Origin of the sequence: Halosimplex rarum (assembly GCF_047715405.1) — an archaeon.
Taxonomy (GTDB): Archaea; Halobacteriota; Halobacteria; order Halobacteriales; family Haloarculaceae; genus Halosimplex; species Halosimplex rarum.
In genome coordinates this window covers 2726108-2743321 of sequence record NZ_CP180412.1, presented here as the reverse complement: position 1 = coordinate 2743321, position 17214 = coordinate 2726108, and the positions used below count along the sequence as shown (strand labels likewise).

Sequence of the window (17214 nt, the reverse complement as noted above, 5' to 3'; positions counted from 1 at the left end):
CAGTGGACCTTATACTCACTTATATTCTCCTTACGATTAATATTTAACCGTGGCACTTCAAGCCCAATCCATGCCACACGGTCAAGACGTCGAACACGAGAACGATCCGGCCGAATCGTCGAAATACGAGTGTCTGCAGTGCGGCGACATCGTGGAATCGGACTCTCACCCGGGCGCCTGTGACTGCGGCGGCGACTTCCAGAACCGGGCGAAGTCGCTCGAATAGCTCTCCGCCTTCACTCACATTATGGTCTCAGAGACGACAGCGACAGCGGAGGATACGGAATCACAGCCGACCGAACTACCGGAGACGGCTCTGGAAACCGCGCGCCACCAGCTCAACCAGGCGGCGTCGATCATCGACGTCGACCCGAACGTCGTCGAGCGACTCAACTACCCCGCGGCGGTCCACGAGGTGACGATCCCGCTCGAACGGGACGACGGCACGGTCGAGATGTACCAGGGTTTCCGCGCCCAGCACGACAGCGTGCGCGGCCCGTACAAAGGGGGTCTCCGGTACCACCCGGAGGTCTCCCGGGAGGAGTGCATCGGCCTGTCGATGTGGATGACCTGGAAGTGCGCGGTGATGGACATCCCCTTCGGCGGCGCGAAGGGCGGGATAGTCGTCGATCCGAAAGACCTGAGCGACGCCGAAACCGAGCGGCTGACGCGTCGGTTCGCCAACGAGATCCGCAACATCATCGGGCCGATGACGGACATCCCGGCGCCGGACATGGGGACCGGCGCCCAGACGATGGCGTGGATCATGGACGCCTACAGCGTCCAGGAAGCCGAGACCACCCCTGGGGTCGTGACCGGGAAACCGCCAGTCATCGGCGGGAGCAAAGGCCGCGAGGAAGCGCCCGGCCGCAGCGTGGCCATTATCAGCCGGGAAGTCCTCGAGTACTACGACTACCCGCTGGAGGACGCCACTGTCGCAGTCCAGGGCTTCGGGAGCGTGGGGGCGAACGCGGCGCGCCTGCTCGACGACTGGGGCGCGACAGTGGTCGCCGTGAGCGACGTGAACGGCGCCGCCTACGATCCCGGCGGCCTCGACACGCGAGCGATCCCGTCCCACGACGAAGAGCCCGAGGCCGTGACCACCTACGCCGACGAGACGATCGGCAACGAGGCCGTCTTCGAACTCGACGTCGACCTCCTCGTCCCCGCGGCGGTCGGGAACGTCATCACGGAGGACAACGTCGCCGACATCCAGGCCGACCTGGTCGTGGAGGGGGCCAACGGCCCCACCACGTTCACCGCGGACTCGATCCTCGACGAGCGCGGCGTGCACGTGATCCCGGACATCCTGGCCAACGCGGGCGGCGTGACGGTCAGTTACTTCGAGTGGCTCCAGGACATCAATCGGCGGGCGTGGTCGCGCGAACGAGTCAACGAGGAACTCGAGACCGAGATGCTCGCCGCGTGGGACGCCGTCCGCCAGGAGGTCGAGACGCACGACGTGTCGTGGCGCGACGGGGCGTACATCGTCGCGCTGTCGCGGATCGCCGAAGCGCACGAGAGCCGCGGTCTCTGGCCGTGACCGTCCGTCGGTGACGGCGCTTCGGCGACGCGTGAGAACCGGGCGGTGGATCCGACCGCCGATAACCGGGCCACTGGTTATATACTCTCATCCGCTGTGTACCACACTGTGAAGCCGTCGGCACGAGTCGAACGAGACCAGGTTCCGCGGTATCTCGTGGGTATCGCGGTCGTGATCGCGGGAGCGACCGTCTGTGAGCTCGCACTCCGCACGTTCGGCCCGTTAGTCGGCTCGAACGGCGAGACCCTGGTCTTTCAGGGCGAGTTTCTGGTCGGGGTCCTCACGACCGTCCCGTTCGTCGCCGGGATCTGGTACGCCGGTTCCCGGCTCCCGCGGAGCGAGATCGACGCGGACAGGTACCCACGGATACTCCAGTGGCTCCTTCGGGGGGCGGTGTTATCGCTCGGGTTCAACCTCCTGCTCATCGCGGTTATCGGGGTCGCCTCGCTCGCGATGTTCGTCGGGTGGGTCCGCTGGAGCGTCGCGGTCGGGGCCGGTCTCGGCCTCGTGATCGGCGTCTCCGAGGCGAGAGCCGTCCAGAAGTCAGTCGAAGCCGAACTCGCGAGGAGTCGAACGGAACACCTGACCAGGCAGCGGGACCTCCTCAACTACCTCAACAGCTTCCTCCGCCACGAGGGACTCAACACGATCCAGATCATCAGCGGTCACGCGAGGTTCCTGATGGAAGAGACCGATCGCGACAGCGACGCCCACGCCCACAGCGAGACCATCTACCGCCGGAGCGAGGACCTCACGGAGGTAATCACCGACATCCGCTTGCTGATCAAGGTGGCTCACGAAGAGACGCCGCTCGAACTAGTGGACGTCTGCGAGGTGCTCCGGGACGAGATCGAGAAGATCGAGGACAGGGACGAGCGGATCGAAGTCGTCGAATCGATCCCCGACGAGGCGCACGTGCGAGCGAACTCGCTACTGAAGCACGTGTTCGGGAACCTGCTGGCGAACGCGGTCGAACACAACGACAGCCCGGTGCCGAGGGTCCGCGTGTCGGTGACTCTATCGGAGGGGTCGGTCGCGGTCGACGTCGCCGACAACGGTAGCGGGATCGGCGACGACCGCGTCCCGGACCTGTTCAGTCGGCCGGACTCGTTCGCGACCGACCACGGCCTCGGGCTGTTTCTCATCGGGGAGCTGGCCGAGCAGTACGACGGGACGGTCGAACTGGTCGAAACCGGCGACGACGGGAGCGTCTTCCGGGTCGAACTACCGCGGATCGCGGCGGGCGCGGACGACCCCTCCGCTGAACCGGAGACGGCGACGGCGGATCCGGCGGCCACCGGCGGCCCGACGGGGTGAGTCGAGTCGCGCCCAGCTCGTCGCTGATAGAGAGACCACTTGGTGGACAAAGCTTATGTCCCAACGGGGTGCATCCGTACCTGTCCGCACACACGGACAACGAAGCCATCCACTTCGTTCGGGAGTCCCGAACTCCCACCCACCCGAACCCACCACAACCATCGCGGACCCTCATCGGGCCCGCGTTTTCGCTGTCGACTGCTTCACTGCGGCTACCCGGTCGGTCCTTCAGTGGCTGCCACGTCGAACCTGACTAGCTCCGTCGGCGTCTCGGAGGGAGAATTTCACTCGTCGGAGTACTCGAAGTACTCGATGCGGTCCCGGTCGATCTCTTCCCACGCCCCGTCGGTCAACTGTTCGGTGACTCGGTGGATGTCGTCTTCACCAGGGAGTAAGAGAATGCGGAGCCGTCGCGGCGCGGTGTCGACGGGGTGGTATTCTAACTTGAAGATCTCTTCCATGCGAGTTCCACCGGCCCGACAGAGGTGTCTCTCCGGGAGACACAATAACACCTGCTATTTTCCGGAACGCGCGCTGGGACGGGTTCAGCGGGCGATTTCGCCGGACCGTAGTCGGATCGGCGCTGTCACTGTTGCGGTCGCCCGGCCTCCGCCCGACCGCCGACGACGCGCGACACCCTGCAGTATCCGCCCGACCGCCGACGACGCACGACACCCTGCAGTATCCGCCCGACCGCCGACGACGCACGACACCCTGCAGTATCCGCCCGACCACCGATTACGCGCGGAGCCCTACCGGGGCCATGCTCACGGCAGACCGAATGCGCGCCGTCGAGTCGAACGCGGACGCGCTCGGCGTCTCCCCGATGCAGTTGGCCGAAGCGAGCGCGAGCGCCGTCGCACGCGAGGTGCGCGAGCGCGCCGCCGCGGACGCGACCGTCGCGGTCGTCGCCGGACGCGGCGCCGACGGCGGCGTCGCCCTCGCCGCGGCGCGACATCTCGACGAGTTCGACCCCTCGATTTCGCTCTTGGGCCGCCCCGAATCTATCGCGACGGCGACCGCGCGCGCCAACTGGACGACCGCCGTCGCGTCTGAACTCGACGCGCGGTCGGTCGCGGACCCGCGGTCGCTCGACCTCGCCGACGCGGACGTGGTCGTCGACGGGACCCTCGGAGCCGCCACCTCCGAAGCGCCGAGCGAGCCCGAACTGACCGCGATCGAAGCTATCGACGACTGCGACGCGACGGTGATCTCCGTCGACGTCCCGTCGGGACTGGACGGGAACACGGGCGAGACGCCGGGCGTCGCCGTCGATGCCGACCGCGTCGTGACCTTCCACGCGCGCAAGCCCGGCCTCGACTCCGCCGGCGTCACGGTCGCCGACGTGGGCATCCCGTCTGCCGCCGAGCGATTCGTCGGTCCCGGCGACGTCCAGTCGATCCGGGGACGTACGCGGGGCGACCGCCGGGAGGGCGACTCCGGCCGGATCTTCGTGATCGGCGGCGGCCCGTACACCGGTGCCCCGGCGCTGAGCGCGCAAGCAGCGCTGCACGGCGGCGCCGACCTGGCCTTCCTCGCCGTCCCCGAGGCGGTCGCGGACCCCGTCAGCGGATACGCCGAAGACCTGATCGTCCAGCCGTACCCGGGAGCGCACCTGACCCCCGATCGGGTCGACGACCTGGTCGGGACGGCGACAGATTACGACGACGTCGTCGTCCTCGGTCCGGGACTCGGCGACGCCGACGAGACCCGGGAGGCCGTCGAGGCCTTCCTCTCGGCGTACGACGGGCGCGCGGTCGTCGACGCCGACGCCATCCCGGCGGTCCCCGGGGTCGAGACCGACGCGACGCTCGTCCTGACGCCGAACACGCACGAACTGGACGCACTCGGCGGCCCGTCCGTCGACGACCTCCGCGAGTCGACGGACGAAATCGAGTCGTTCGCCGCCGACCTAGGCCACGCGCTCGCGGTGAAGAGCGCCGAGACGGTCGTCACGGACGGTGCGGAGACCCGGGTCGCCCGGGCCGGAACGCCGGCCCTGACCGTCGGCGGGACGGGCGACGTCTTCGCCGGGCTGACGGCGGCCTTCCTGGGTATCGCCGACCCCCTCGACGCCGCCTGCGCCGCTGCCCACGTGAAAGGCCGCGCCGGCGAGCGACTCGCCGACCGAGTCGGCGCGGGGTTCGTGGCGTCGGACCTGCTGGACGAGATATCGCCCACGATCCGACAGGCCGGGTCGGGCCGTGGTGGCGACGGGTCGCGAGGGAGCGTCGGCGAACTGGAGTGAGCGCCGGTCGGACCCGGGTCCTCTCTCGCCCGTATCGAGGGGTCTTCAGGCCGTCGCGTCGAGGCGCTCGACCTCGTCGACGAGGCCGTCGAACAGCTCGTCGGCCTGGTCGTCGTCGTAGTCGGTGTGGTACTCCTTCGGCACGCCTTCCGCGGCGAGGTTGACGTGGTAGTCGGGGGCGACGCCGTGGTCGTCGAGACAGGTACGCGCGCACTCCAGCGGGCAGCCGTCGATCACGACCGTCGGGCGACCGGAGGTCGCGGTGTCGACGAGCGGGGCCACGTCCCCGCCGACGCCCGCGATGCAGGACATCTCCGCCAGGCGCTCGCGGTCGAGCCTGACGGCGAGGTCGTTGGCCATCTGGGCCGCGCTCGAACAGCCCGAACAGGAGTACACCAGCGGTACGTCGTCGTAGTCGACTGTCATCGCCGTCCGCTACCGCGCCGTCTGGGGAAGAGGTTGTCCCGAACGGTGTTCGCCTCTGGGCCGGACTCCGGCGGCGGGGACCCGACGGCAATCGCGGTCAGACGAACGTATTCGCACGAATCCCTTCTGCGGTCGCGGTCGTCCGTCTCGACGCAATGGCCGGAGAGCAACTCGATCTGCGTGAAGTCCCGCCGCCGGAGCGCCACCCGAAGATCTTCGAGGCCTTCGAGGCGCTGGAGAGCGGCGAGGCGCTATCGATCGTCAACGACCACGAACCGACGCCGCTGTACCACCAGATGGCAGCGGAAGTCGAGTCGTTCGACGCCGAGGGGTACGCCGTCGACCGCGTCGGCCCGAACGAGTTCATCGCGACGCTGCCGAAGAAGTGAGGCCGGCGATGCGACCGAATCCGTCCGCGCCGAGCGGTCGCGGATCGCCACTGGGCACCCCGTAATTTTAGCCCGGTCCTTTCGAGGATACGGACGATGACGCTCTCGACGATCGCGGTGACCGGCGGTAACGGGAAGATCGGGCGGGCGATCCTCCGGGACCTCGCGGACCACGGCTACGAGACGGTGAACGTCTCGCGCGGGAAGCGGCGAGAGGACGTCGCGGACGCGTACGTCACGACCGATCTCCTGGACGCGGGCGAGACCTACGGGGCGCTGGCGAAAGCGGACGCCGACGCGGTCGTCCACATGGGAACAATTCCGAACCCCCACGGTCACCAGCAGTACCGGACCTACGAGAGCAACACCATGTCGGCGATGCACGTCCTGGAAGCCAGCGAGGCGCTCGGGCTGGAGTCGTGCTGTCTCGCCTCCAGCATCAACGCGATGGGCGCCGAACACCAGCAGCGACCGGCGCAGGTGGAGTACCTCCCCGTCGACGAGACCCATCCGCGGACACCCGACGATGTCTACGGCGTCGCCAAACACGCGATGGAAGTGACGGCCGACGGGTTCGGTCGCCGACCCGACTCGGATCTGACGATCTCGACGCTGCGATACCCGTGGGTGCCGAACGAGGAGGAACTCGTCGAGAGCTTCGTCGAGACCGACCGCTCGCTGGACGCGCTGATCGACGACGACCCCTGGAGCGGCCGCGACGTGCTGTTCTCGTACCTGCACATGGACGACGCGACGGCCGTCGCGCGCAAGGCCGTCGAGGCCGACTACGACGGGCACGAGTCGTTCTGGGCGGTCGCCGGCGACACCACGGCCGACGTTCCGACCGCGCGGCTGGCCGACGAGTTCTTCCCCGAGGCCGAACGGCGAGCGGACTTCGAGGGTACCGAGGCGTTGTTCGATCTCTCGAAGGCCGAGTCGGTGCTGGGCTGGACGCCCGGGCGCAGCTGGCGCGACTACTGACCGGTCGCAGGCGCGTGTTTCCGGGGCGGCGACGCGAACGCGGCGGCACTGGCTCGATAGAACCAAGTGGGCGCGGAGCCTGCGTGCGAGACAGAGCTACGAATGGAGATCTCCGATCAACTTCGCTGTCTCTTCTCCGCGCGGGTAGAGGAACGAGACGGATCCTACGTCGTCGAGGTGCCGAAGCGAGAGATCAGGCGCGGCGGGATCGAGGCCGACGAGACGTATCGAGTGGCGCTGGTACCTTCGCCCGAGACCGGAGGGAACGGAAACCGAACGACGACCGGTGCGCAGCGGTCGGACGCCTCGGTGACTGAGAACGGGAGCCAGGCGACCGGCGATGGCGATAGCGACGGCGACCGCTCCACCGACGGGAGCCGGGACCGCGGTCGGCAGCGGCCGCCGGTCGAGGAAGGAGAGTCTCGCCGCGTCGAGATCGAGGACATCGGCGAGCAGGGCGACGGCATCACCCGCGTCGAGCGCGGGTTCGTCGTTATCGTGCCCGACACCGAACAGGGCGAGCGCGTCGCCGTCGAGATCACCGACGTCCGGGAGAACGTGGCGTTCGCCGAAGTCGTCGAGCGCCTGAGCTACTACGAGTGAGCGCGGCCGGCCCCTCCCCTCGAAGGTGAGCAGCCAGCCGCCGCTGACCGGCTGACAGAACGCTTAACCGGACCCGAATCGCACGTCCGGAACAGAACTACCCGTGACGACGATCACCGACTACGAGCTGTTCGAGGTACCGCCGCGCTGGCTCTTCCTGAAAGTCGAGACGAGCGACGGCACCGTCGGCTGGGGCGAACCGGTCGTCGAGGGCCGATCGAAGACCGTCGAGACGGCCGTCGAGGAACTGATGGACAACTACCTCCTCGGCGAGGACCCGGCGGACATCGCGGACCACTGGCAGGCGATGTACCGCGGCGGTTTCTACCGCGGCGGCCCCGTCCTGATGTCGGCCATCGCCGGCATCGACCAGGCGCTGTGGGACATCAAGGGCAAGCACTTCGGTGCCCCCGTCTACGAGCTGCTCGGCGGGAAGGCCCGCGACCGCGTCCGCGTCTACCAGTGGATCGGCGGCGACCGGCCGGCCGACGTCGGCGACGCAGCCCAGGACCGCGTCGACGAGGGGCTCACGGCGCTGAAGATGAACGCGACGCCGGAACTGCGGCGCGTCGACAACCCCGCGGCCGTCGAGGCGGCCGTCGACCGCGTCCGGACGGTCCGCGAGCGCGTCGGCGACGAGGTGGACATCGGCCTGGACTTCCACGGCCGCGTCGCCAAGTCGATGGCCAAACGGATCGCCGAGGCCGTCGAGCCCTACGAACCGATGTTCGTCGAGGAACCCGTCCTCCCGGAGAACAACGACGCGCTTCCCCACATCGCCCAGCACACCACGACACCCATCGCCACCGGCGAGCGGATGTACTCGCGGTGGGACTTCAAGGAAGTCTTCGAGCAGGGCGTCGTCGACGTGATCCAGCCCGATCTGTCCCACGCCGGCGGGATCACCGAGGTCTCGAAGATCGCCGCGATGGCCGAGGCCTACGACGTGGCGTTGGCGCCCCACTGCCCGCTCGGCCCCATCGCCCTGGCGTCGTGTTTCCAGGTCGACGCCAACGCCCCGAACGCGCTCATCCAGGAACAGAGCCTCGGCATCCACTACAACGAGGGGACCGACGAACTGGCCTACCTCGAAGACCCCGGCGTCTTCGACTACGAGGACGGCGCCGTCGCGGTCCCAGACGGACCCGGCCTGGGCATCGAGATCGACGAGGACTACGTCCGCGAAGCGGCCGAAGAAGACGTGAACTGGCACAATCCGGTCTGGCGTCACGACGACGGCGGCGTCGCCGAGTGGTGAGCGGCCGCTCAGCCGTCGACTCGGAAACAGAACGGCTCTCGTCGCGTGAAAGCGGACTGGCCGCCCCGAACGGAAGCCGGTGACAGAGCGGGTCGGACGGGGCGGTGCCGTGGCAAGATGGGGCCCGTCTGGCACGAGCCGTCTGATCAGAGGGTCTACAGCGGCAAAGCTGTCCGGCCTCAAATCTTAGGCTCCGACGAGCCCACTCCAATCGCGGCGGCGGGGCCGCCCGAGCGCTGTCCGGAAGAATACGATAACGCTTCTGACGAATATCGGAAATGGATAGATATATTATGGAATCGCCGATGGGACCGTCGCGATTGGTTCTCGTCGTCGACCGGTCCGTGGGACCGAATCCGAAACCGCCGATATAGTCGCTTTAGGGAGTTTGTGGCGTTCTTCGACTCCACCTACCGACGATCGGCGGGACGCCCGACGCTGACCTCTCCTGACGGTGGAGTTCACTCCCGTATCACCGTTAATTCGCGCTCTTAACCGACTATTCGGGTTGGTATCGGGCTGGATTCGACACGGGCTGACTGATTGGCGACCATCACAGAAGCGAAACGAATATAAATTTCCGATCAGTGTACGGAATCCGATTAGTTGGGCTCGGGAACTCGGATCCCCCCCGGCGGAGAATCGAACTTATCGGCCGCGCCTCGGATCGAGGAGTTCGATGGGGTGGGTCGGCTCGCGTGCGAGGAGCGCGTCGATCTGTTCCAGGCAGGAAGTCCCGCTGGCGACGGGGATCCGGTCGCCGTTGCCAGGCGCTTGCAGTTGGTCGCCGAGCTGCTCGCCGACGTCCATGCTGATCTCGTAGTAGTCGGACTTGTAGCCGAAGCTCCCGGCCATCCCGCAGCACTCCACGTCGGTGGTCGTCACGTCGTAGCCCAGGCGTTCGAGGACGGCGACGGTGTGCGATTCGAGGCCGAGCGTCCGCTGCTGACAGTGGCTGTGGTAGACGACGCCCGGGCCGTCGGCGTCCGGCCCGGTCAGGAGGTCTCCGTCGGCGCCCTCCTGAGTCAGGAGCCCGTAGACGTACTCCAGGACCTCGTAGCTGTTCGCCGAGACGGTCTCCAGCGCGTCACCGTCCTCGGGGAGGAGCTTCTCGTACTCGCGGTCGATCATCGCCAGGTCGCTCGGTTCGACGACGACCACGTCGTAGCCGTCGGCGACGTACTCCGAGAGTGACTCGACCACGTCCTCGGCGTGGTCGGTGGCGGTGCGGACCATCCCCTGCGAGAAGGGCGCGCGGCCGCTGGCGCGCACGTCGGGAACGGTCACGTCGCAGCCCAGCGCTTCCAGTGCGCGAACGGTCGCCTTCCCACGTTCGGTGAGGACGTGGTTCGTGTAGAGGTCGGGGTAGACGGCGACTTTCCGGCCGTCGGCGGGCGCGCTGACGCCGCTCGTCCGCGTTTCGGCCCAGTCGCGGAACGTCTCTCGGCGGAAGGTCGGGAGGTCGCGGCGGCGGTCGACGCCGAGGACTCGCTCCATCGCCCAGCGACTCGGCGCCGCGTCGGCCAGCCAGTTCGACACGGGCGCGGTCGCGCTGCCGAGCTTCGCCGCCGTCTCGAAGTTCCCGAAGAAGCGCTTGCCGAGCGGCGGACTCCCGTCGTCTTCCGCGTCGGGCGTCAGCCCGTCGACGAGCGGGTCGAAGTTCCCCTCGTCGTCGCCGCGGTTGATCCGGTCGCGGACGACCGTGTTGATCCACGGGATGTCGATGCCGACCGGACAGGCGTTCACGCAGCGCGTACAGCCGGTGCAGAGGTCGTTGAACTCGGCGGCGACGTCCTCGCCCTCGATTCCGGCTTCCCAGCCCGTGGCGATGCCGCCGGAGTACGTCTCGCCGCCGAAGGCATGGCCGCCGACGCTCTGGAAGTTAGCACAGCTGTTCGAACAGGCCGAACAGCGGATGCAGTAGAGCGTCTCGCGGAGCTGGTCGTCGTCGCGCATGTCGAGGCGGCCGTTGTCGACCAGCACGAGGTGGAAGTCGCGGTCCGCGTCGAGTTCCGACAGGGGCGTCTCGTCGTCGTCGAAGTCGACGGTGGGTGTGTCGACCGGGGGCGTGAACAGCGAGATGTAGGAGGTGATGTCCTGACCGGTGCCCGAGCGGCCGATGAGTTCGACGAAGGGTGCGAACTCGCTGACCGAGGGGACGATCTTCTCGACGCCGGCGACGGCCACGTGCGTGTCCGTCGCCGCGACGGACTTGCGGGCGTTGCCCTCGCTCGTCACGAGCGCCATCGTCCCCGATTCGGCGGCGATGAAGTTCGCCCCCGTCATGCCCACGTCGGCGTCTTCGATCAGTTCACCGAGGTGGTCGCGGGCGAACTGCGTGAGTTCTTCGGCCGTCTCCAGCGGCGGATCCGGATCGAATCGCTCGTTGAGCAGGTCGGCGATGCCCTCGCGGGACTTGTGGATGGCCGGTGCGACGATGTGGCTCGGGGCCTCGTCGGCCACCTGCAGGACCCACTCGCCGAGGTCGGTCTCGACTACGTCGACGCCGTCTGCCTCCAGCACCTCGTTGACCTCCAGTTCCTCCGTCGTCATCGACTTGCTCTTGACGACCCGCTCGGCGTCCTCGTCGGCGACGACCTCCCTGATGTACTCGTTCGCGTCCGCGGCGTCGTCGGCGACGTAGACGGTTCCGCCGTTGTCCTCGACGGTCTCGCGCAGTTGCTCGACGAGTTCGGGGAGCCGCTCGATGGCGTCTTCCTTGATCGCCCGCGCCTGGTCTTTGAGCTCCTCGTAGTCGTCGAGTCGCGCGACCGACTCGTAGCGGCCGTCGTTGAACGCCGTCGTGTTTGCGCGCACCGCCGCGCCCTCGGTGTCCATGAGCCGGCGGTAGTCGTCTTTCTTCGCCACGGTCACTCCCCCTCCAGGACGACCGCGGTCACCGTTTTCGGCCCGTGGGCCCCCTCGACGAGCGCGCCCATGTCGGCGGTGGCGCTCGGCCCCGTCGCGAGGATTCGGCTCTCCCGCGCCGTGTCGGGGTCGACGTCGAACCCGTCGAACGCGGTCTCCATGTTCGCGACGACGTCGTCCTCCCGGAGCACGGCGATGTGGTCCTCGACGAAGAGGCTGACCAGTTCGGCGCCGTCGGCGGCACCGGGGAGGACGAGCGACCCGTAGTCCGCGATGCACAGCGACGCGGGCGTGACGCCGACGCTCGCTTCGTCCAGTTCCGCGGGCGTGGGGTCGACGGTCACGGGCGTCTCCGCTAACGAGACGGGGAGATCGGTCAACTCGACGCCGACGGCCGGTCCGACGGCCAGATCGGCGATGGTCTCGGCGAACGCCGCCGGCCGGACGCGGCGGGTCCGCACGCCCGCCGCTTCGAGGTCCTGACTGAGGCCGTCCGCACTCCCGGAAGTCATGGGACGAACGTCGGACTCGCCGGTCTTGTGCTTTGCGGGTCCACGCCGGACGGAGAGGTAGTTTCAAGACCCAGCGGCGACTGGACCGGCACATGTCAGGTGAGAGCGGCCGACGTGGACAGTACGCAGCGAATCGGGGACGACCGGCGGTGACGGCGCCGTGGTGACCTTCGACGTCAACGCCGGGATCGTCGGCGAGTCGGTCCCCGACGGGATCGAGCGCGCCGCCGACCTCGGCGTCGGGGCCGTCGAGTTCTTCGACTGGGAGGGCGCCGACCTGGACGCCGTCGAGTCGGCGTGTGCGGCCCACGACGTCGACGTCGCGGGCGTCCTCGCGGCCGGCGCGGGGTCGAACATCGACGACCGCGACGCGCCCGCGGCGGTCAATCCCTACGACCGCGAGACCGCCGTGGCCGACGTCGAGCGGTCGCTGGAGGCGGCCGCCGACCTGGGTGCAGACGCTCTCATCGTCACCGTCGGTCCGGATCAAGGCGGCTTCGACCGCGACACGCAGCGTCGCGCGCTCGAACGCGTCCTCGCGGACGTCGCGCCCACGGCCGAGGAAGTCGGCGTCACGGTCGTCATCGAACCGCTCAACACCGTCGTCGACCACCCCGGGTACTTCCTGGCGTCCTCCCGGGAAGCGTTCGACATCACGCGCGCGGTCGGAAGCGACCGCGTGCAGGTCCTGTTCGACGTGTACCACCAGCAGATCATCGAGGGCGACGTGATCCGCAACCTCACGGAGAACGTCGACCAGGTGGGTCACGTCCACGTCGCCGACAACCCCGGCCGCTTCGAGCCCGGGACGGGCGAGATCGCCTACGGCCGGATCTTCGACGCGCTCGACGACGCCGGCTACGACGGCTACGTCGGCATGGAGTTTTTCGCCACCAGCGAGGGCACGTCGATGGACGAGGCCGTCCGGTCGACGCTCGAACTCGCCTAGTGGCGCGGTCCGGCCAAATCGGCGGACGCGGACAGGCCATTACGGCCGAAATCGCCGTGTCAGCGGCCGACGCGTCGATCCCGAACGGTTGACGGGGTGTTCCGGTAATACCGTACAGATTTATAACGATCGAGTTCCCAGTATCGGATAGAGGCGACCGAAGGATGCAAACCGAGATCGACGTTCCGGTGAAGGCGACGCGGGTGAGCTTCGACGTCGTTGAGGTGCTCCGGGCACTCGACGGGGCGGGCGTGACGGAAGTCGCGGACGAGCTCGACCTCCCGCGGAGTACAGTCCACGATCACCTCCGGACGCTGGAGGAGCTGGAGCTGGTCGTCAACGAGGACGGGACGTACAAGACGGGGACCCGGTTCCTGGAGTTCGGCGGGTACGCGCGCCAGCGCATGAAGGTGTTCGAGGTGGCGAAGCCGGAGCTCCAGAAGCTCGCCGAGCAGACGGGCGAGCACTCGAACCTCATGGTCGAGGAGCACGGCCGCGGCGTCTTCCTCTACAAGACCGAGGGGGAGAACGCGGTCAAACTCGACACGTACAACGGCTACCGCGTTCACCTCCAGACCACCGCGCTCGGAAAGGCGATGATGGCCCACATGGACGAAGAGCGGGTTCGCGACCTCCTCGACCGCCACGGCATGCCGGCGATCACCGACCGGACGGTCACCGACGAGGACGTGCTCTTCGAGCAGTTCGAGGAGATCCGCGAGCGGGGCTACGCCATCGACAGGGAAGAGCGCGTCCGCGGGATGATCTGCATCGCCGCGCCGCTACTCGACGACGACGAGGTCCTGGGTGCCATCTCCGTCTCCGGCCCGAAAAACCGGATGCAGGGCGAGCGCTTCGAGGAGGAGATCCCGCGGCAGGTGCTGCGCATCGCCAACGTCATCGAAGTCAACATGACCCACGCGTAGCGGCGCGTCCGCGGTATCCGCTTGCCCTCCACCGCTCGATCCGCCGGGTGCCTCCAGTCCCGACCGCGCGGTCGCCGAACCGGATTCGTCCGACCCGGGTTGTCAAGATTTAAGAGTCGACGGGTCACTTCTCCAGTGATGCAATTCGTTCGGTACACAGACGGCGGTAGCGCCACCTGGGGCGTCCGGGACGGCGACACGATCCACTCGCTGGACGGCCAGCCCACGGGCGAACCGACCTACGGGGAACTGACCAACGAGAGCTATCTGGACGAGGTGCGCCGCCGCGTCGAGGGCGGCGCGCTCTCCCAGCGCTCGGTCGAGGAGGTCTCGCTGCTCGCGCCGGTCCCGGTCCCCGGCAAGATCGTCTGCGTGGGCCTGAACTACCGCGACCACGCCGAGGAGCAGGACGAGGAGATCCCCGAGACGCCGCTGCTGTTCTCGAAGGCCCCGACGACGGTGACGAATCCGGGCGACCCGGTCGTCCACCCGGGCGGCGACGAACAGGTCGACTACGAGGTCGAACTCGCCGTCGTGATCGGCCGCCAGGCGAAGAACATCGACGAGGACGAGGTCGACGACCACGTCGCCGGCTACACCGTGCTGAACGACGTGAGCGGGCGCCGGTCCCAGTTCGACGACGGCCAGTTCTTCCGCGGGAAGAGCCTCGACACCTTCTCGCCGATGGGGCCGTCGCTGGTCGCCGGCGACGCGTTCGACCCCAACGCGGTCGACGTGTCGCTTCGCGTCAACGGCGACACCAAGCAGGACTCCAACACCGAGCAGTTCATCTTCGACATCCAGGAGGCGGTCTCGTACATCAGCGACCAGATGACGCTGCGTCCGGGCGACGTCATCTCCACCGGGACGCCGGGCGGGGTCGGCATCTTCCGCGAGCCCCTCGACCTGCTCGAACCCGGCGACGTCTGCGAGGCCGAGATCGAGGGCATCGGCACGCTCGAAAACCACGTCGTCGCCGAGTGAGGGACCCGTTCCCCGGTGACGGCTGATCGGTCGCGGCTCCGATCGCTTTCTTTCTCTCTCTGTTTCGTTCTCGCGTGCGTCCGCGTTCTCCGCTCCGAGCGGACACCGTCTCGTCAGCCCTGCACGTTCCCGCACTCGGTGCAGGTCAGTTCGAACCGACCGTCGGTGATGTCGACGCCGTGGGTTCGTTCAGTCTCGCAGTCCGGGCAGTAGGCGCGCGATTCGAGCGCGTCCCAGTCGTGGCCGGCGCCCGGCGCCCCGAACGCCCAGCCGACGGCGCGGCCGTCGCCGTCGTTGTAACCGGTCTGGAACTCGCCGGGTTCGAACCGGATCAGCTCGCCCGCGCCGACCGCGACCTCCTCGCGGTCGAGGCCCACCTCGAACGTGGTCTCCCCGCGCTCGACGTAGAACACCTCTTCCTGGTCGTGATGTCGGTGCAGACCGCCCGAGAACGAATCGCCCGGTTCGAGTTCGAAGTAGTTCGCGGCGAAGTGGTCGGTCCCGAGTTCCCGGGAGACGGGCTTTCGCACGTCGTGGACCTGCAGCGGGTTCCGCTCGACCGGCACGTCCTCGATCGCTACTTTCTCCATACTGGCTACCACTGTACGAGCGTTTGTAGTTGTTCGGGGTCGATCGGGTGGGAACCTTTACTATCGGTGCGGGTCCACCGGCGGGTATGGTGCTCGATTCGCACACGCACACGTGGGGCCCGCCGAGCGAGGCGCATCCGTGGATCAACGGGCCGCTGGTCGAGGGCTCGGTCACCTCGTTCTCGGTCGACCCGGTGTTCCGGAACGAGGCGCTGCTCGACGAGATGGACGCCGTCGGCGTCGACGAGGCCGTGGTCGTCGGCTACCCCATCTGCGAGTGGACGGACAACTGGTACACGATCGAAGCGGCGCGCGAACACGATCGCCTGTACGGCGTCGTCATGCTCGACCAGTTCGCCGACGGCGCGGCCGACGACCTCCGCGAGGCGATGGCCGTCGACGACGTGCTGGGGTTCAGGCTGGGCGGGCTCTGCCCCTACGACCGCATGTGGGAGACGTTCGACCGGTCGGTGACGTGGCTTCGGGACGCGATCGAGGAGACCGAGTTCTGGGAGACCGCGGCGGAGACGGACGCGCTCGTCCAGATCCTCGTCCGCGGCGAGCAGCTCGACCAGGCGCTCGAACTCGTCGAGCGCTACCCCGACCTGACGTACCTCTTCGACCACTTCGCCTACGCGGAACCCGACGAACCGCTCGGGGAGGGCGCCTACGAGACGTTCTCCGAACTCGCCGAGTACGACTCCGTCGGCGTCAAAGTCTCCGAAATCGTCCACCAGGCCGACGAGAACCACCCCTACGCCGACATGCACGACCACGTGCGGTGGCTCCTCGACGAGTTCGGCCGCGAGCGCGTCGTCTGGGGCTCGGACTTCCCGAACGTCTCCGACGAGGCGGCCTACGGTGAGACGCTCTCGTGGCTCGACGCCGTCGACGACCTCTCTGCGAGCGACCGTCGGTGGATCACCGACCGGGCGTTCCGCCGCCACCTCGACCTGTAGGACCTCCCCTCCTTCCTCCCAGTGACCGCCGGTCCGGCCTGATCGCTCAGTTCCGTCGATGTTCGGCCAGTTGCGCCCTGTTCCGGTAATGCCGGACAATATTCGGGCCGCCGGCGCGCACTCTTCGATCCCACGCGCAACGGGAGTACGGCTGTAATTCCCCCTTCAGGCCCGGCCTGGCTGCGATATCTCGGCCGAGACTGCCGAATGATTACAAACGTAATATTGTAATTTCAGTGGCGGATCGATCCGCACTCCCGCAGCTCGCTTCGAGGTCGAACGGGCGGATCGCCCCGAGTTCGACTCCTCAGTGACCGATCCGGCAGGCCAGGTAGCGGTTATTTTCGGTATTACCGGAATATACGTGCCACTTGTTCGCAAAGGATCCGTCGATTCTCCCGCTCATGGGCCGCTGACATCCCGTCGAACGGGACGCTCGCGATCGGCCGAATACGGTCGTTCCGGCATTACCGTACGTCAGGTGGCGCTGGCCGGGTGTCGCCCGATGATGGATCTCCGAGATTCCCGCAGGAGGCGCGGTCGCCGCGCCGTTCGGGTCCAACAGCTTCGGGAGACAGGGAGCAGTGGCGGTCGTCGGAGACAGATAGCGAGGATGGACGGTACGGAAGACGGCAGCGCCGGATTCACGCACGACGGCGGG

The 17214-nt window shown here is 67.7% G+C and carries 17 protein-coding genes; 12 read left to right on the top strand and 5 right to left on the bottom strand.

The window, feature by feature from the left end; genetic code table 11:
- The first annotated feature begins 70 nt into the window (after positions 1 to 70).
- The 3 genes from ACMGFH_RS13130 (at position 71) to ACMGFH_RS13120 (ending at position 2860) form a co-directional block, all read left to right on the top strand.
- Positions 71 to 226, top strand: coding sequence for a rubrerythrin-like domain-containing protein (locus ACMGFH_RS13130; protein ID WP_415378895.1), 156 nt, complete (start codon positions 71 to 73; stop codon positions 224 to 226).
- Between the two features lie 21 nt (positions 227 to 247).
- Positions 248 to 1543 carry a glutamate dehydrogenase GdhB gene (gdhB, locus tag ACMGFH_RS13125; protein ID WP_415378894.1) on the top strand — a complete coding sequence of 432 codons (1296 nt, stop codon included), beginning with the start codon at positions 248 to 250 and terminating at the stop codon, positions 1541 to 1543.
- A gap of 108 nt (positions 1544 to 1651) precedes the next feature.
- Complete coding sequence (locus ACMGFH_RS13120; RefSeq protein ID WP_415378893.1) at positions 1652 to 2860, top strand: ATP-binding protein; 1209 nt, start codon at positions 1652 to 1654, stop codon at positions 2858 to 2860.
- A gap of 284 nt (positions 2861 to 3144) precedes the next feature.
- On the opposite strand, the gene ACMGFH_RS13115 is transcribed toward ACMGFH_RS13120, so the two are convergent.
- On the bottom strand, positions 3145 to 3321 hold the full coding sequence (locus ACMGFH_RS13115; RefSeq protein ID WP_415378892.1) for a hypothetical protein: 177 nt from the start codon (positions 3319 to 3321) through the stop codon (positions 3145 to 3147).
- Between the two features lie 302 nt (positions 3322 to 3623).
- Between ACMGFH_RS13115 and ACMGFH_RS13110 the strand changes: the two genes are divergently transcribed.
- Positions 3624 to 5108: an NAD(P)H-hydrate dehydratase gene (locus ACMGFH_RS13110; protein WP_415378891.1), complete on the top strand. Its 1485-nt coding sequence runs from the start codon at positions 3624 to 3626 to the stop codon at positions 5106 to 5108.
- A gap of 45 nt (positions 5109 to 5153) precedes the next feature.
- Here the strand turns inward: ACMGFH_RS13110 and ACMGFH_RS13105 are convergent, their stop codons facing one another.
- On the bottom strand, positions 5154 to 5534 hold the full coding sequence (locus ACMGFH_RS13105; RefSeq protein WP_415378890.1) for a putative zinc-binding protein: 381 nt from the start codon (positions 5532 to 5534) through the stop codon (positions 5154 to 5156).
- Between the two features lie 155 nt (positions 5535 to 5689).
- Here ACMGFH_RS13105 and ACMGFH_RS13100 point away from each other — a divergent pair, with 155 nt between their 5' ends.
- The 4 genes from ACMGFH_RS13100 to dgoD all read left to right on the top strand — a co-directional run bounded on the left by ACMGFH_RS13100 (position 5690) and on the right by dgoD (position 8765).
- Positions 5690 to 5923, top strand: a complete 234-nt coding sequence (locus tag ACMGFH_RS13100; RefSeq protein ID WP_415378889.1) for a DUF2249 domain-containing protein — start codon at positions 5690 to 5692, stop codon at positions 5921 to 5923.
- Positions 5924 to 6019: 96 nt separating this feature from the next.
- Positions 6020 to 6904, top strand: a complete 885-nt coding sequence (locus ACMGFH_RS13095) for an NAD-dependent epimerase/dehydratase family protein (RefSeq protein ID WP_415378888.1) — start codon at positions 6020 to 6022, stop codon at positions 6902 to 6904.
- 102 nt (positions 6905 to 7006) lie between these two features.
- Positions 7007 to 7507: a TRAM domain-containing protein gene (locus tag ACMGFH_RS13090; protein WP_415378887.1), complete on the top strand. Its 501-nt coding sequence runs from the start codon at positions 7007 to 7009 to the stop codon at positions 7505 to 7507.
- A gap of 103 nt (positions 7508 to 7610) precedes the next feature.
- Positions 7611 to 8765, top strand: a complete 1155-nt coding sequence (gene dgoD / locus ACMGFH_RS13085; protein WP_415378886.1) for a galactonate dehydratase — start codon at positions 7611 to 7613, stop codon at positions 8763 to 8765.
- 648 nt (positions 8766 to 9413) lie between these two features.
- On the opposite strand, the gene ACMGFH_RS13080 is transcribed toward dgoD, so the two are convergent.
- Together ACMGFH_RS13080 and ACMGFH_RS13075 are read right to left on the bottom strand one after the other, a co-directional pair.
- Complete coding sequence (locus tag ACMGFH_RS13080; protein WP_415383248.1) at positions 9414 to 11603, bottom strand: LUD domain-containing protein; 2190 nt, start codon at positions 11601 to 11603, stop codon at positions 9414 to 9416.
- A 32-nt stretch (positions 11604 to 11635) separates the two neighbouring features.
- On the bottom strand, positions 11636 to 12145 hold the full coding sequence (locus tag ACMGFH_RS13075) for an LUD domain-containing protein (protein ID WP_415378885.1): 510 nt from the start codon (positions 12143 to 12145) through the stop codon (positions 11636 to 11638).
- 163 nt (positions 12146 to 12308) lie between these two features.
- Here ACMGFH_RS13075 and ACMGFH_RS13070 point away from each other — a divergent pair, with 163 nt between their 5' ends.
- The 3 genes from ACMGFH_RS13070 (at position 12309) to ACMGFH_RS13060 (ending at position 15004) form a co-directional block, all read left to right on the top strand.
- On the top strand, positions 12309 to 13094 hold the full coding sequence (locus tag ACMGFH_RS13070) for a TIM barrel protein (protein WP_415378884.1): 786 nt from the start codon (positions 12309 to 12311) through the stop codon (positions 13092 to 13094).
- Between the two features lie 164 nt (positions 13095 to 13258).
- Complete coding sequence (locus ACMGFH_RS13065; protein ID WP_415378883.1) at positions 13259 to 14020, top strand: IclR family transcriptional regulator; 762 nt, start codon at positions 13259 to 13261, stop codon at positions 14018 to 14020.
- 138 nt (positions 14021 to 14158) lie between these two features.
- On the top strand, positions 14159 to 15004 hold the full coding sequence (locus tag ACMGFH_RS13060) for a fumarylacetoacetate hydrolase family protein (protein WP_415378882.1): 846 nt from the start codon (positions 14159 to 14161) through the stop codon (positions 15002 to 15004).
- Positions 15005 to 15117: 113 nt separating this feature from the next.
- On the opposite strand, the gene ACMGFH_RS13055 is transcribed toward ACMGFH_RS13060, so the two are convergent.
- The gene (locus ACMGFH_RS13055) at positions 15118 to 15594 is read right to left on the bottom strand and encodes a cupin domain-containing protein (protein ID WP_415378881.1); all 477 of its coding nucleotides are present in this window, start codon (positions 15592 to 15594) and stop codon (positions 15118 to 15120) included.
- 89 nt (positions 15595 to 15683) lie between these two features.
- Here ACMGFH_RS13055 and ACMGFH_RS13050 point away from each other — a divergent pair, with 89 nt between their 5' ends.
- Complete coding sequence (locus tag ACMGFH_RS13050; RefSeq protein ID WP_415383247.1) at positions 15684 to 16553, top strand: amidohydrolase family protein; 870 nt, start codon at positions 15684 to 15686, stop codon at positions 16551 to 16553.
- The last annotated feature ends 661 nt before the right edge of the window (positions 16554 to 17214 follow it).

Coding starts and splice junctions, on each gene's coding strand:
- ACMGFH_RS13110 (WP_415378891.1), top strand. CDS start 3,624: ATGCTCACGGCAGACCGAATGCGCGCCGTCGAGTCGAACGCGGACGCG.
- ACMGFH_RS13075 (WP_415378885.1), bottom strand. CDS start 12,145: ATGACTTCCGGGAGTGCGGACGGCCTCAGTCAGGACCTCGAAGCGGCG.
- ACMGFH_RS13105 (WP_415378890.1), bottom strand. CDS start 5,534: ATGACAGTCGACTACGACGACGTACCGCTGGTGTACTCCTGTTCGGGC.
- ACMGFH_RS13090 (WP_415378887.1), top strand. CDS start 7,007: ATGGAGATCTCCGATCAACTTCGCTGTCTCTTCTCCGCGCGGGTAGAG.
- ACMGFH_RS13080 (WP_415383248.1), bottom strand. CDS start 11,603: ATGGACACCGAGGGCGCGGCGGTGCGCGCAAACACGACGGCGTTCAAC.
- ACMGFH_RS13115 (WP_415378892.1), bottom strand. CDS start 3,321: ATGGAAGAGATCTTCAAGTTAGAATACCACCCCGTCGACACCGCGCCG.
- ACMGFH_RS13060 (WP_415378882.1), top strand. CDS start 14,159: ATGCAATTCGTTCGGTACACAGACGGCGGTAGCGCCACCTGGGGCGTC.
- ACMGFH_RS13100 (WP_415378889.1), top strand. CDS start 5,690: ATGGCCGGAGAGCAACTCGATCTGCGTGAAGTCCCGCCGCCGGAGCGC.
- ACMGFH_RS13065 (WP_415378883.1), top strand. CDS start 13,259: ATGCAAACCGAGATCGACGTTCCGGTGAAGGCGACGCGGGTGAGCTTC.
- gdhB (WP_415378894.1), top strand. CDS start 248: ATGGTCTCAGAGACGACAGCGACAGCGGAGGATACGGAATCACAGCCG.
- ACMGFH_RS13130 (WP_415378895.1), top strand. CDS start 71: ATGCCACACGGTCAAGACGTCGAACACGAGAACGATCCGGCCGAATCG.
- ACMGFH_RS13095 (WP_415378888.1), top strand. CDS start 6,020: ATGACGCTCTCGACGATCGCGGTGACCGGCGGTAACGGGAAGATCGGG.
- ACMGFH_RS13055 (WP_415378881.1), bottom strand. CDS start 15,594: ATGGAGAAAGTAGCGATCGAGGACGTGCCGGTCGAGCGGAACCCGCTG.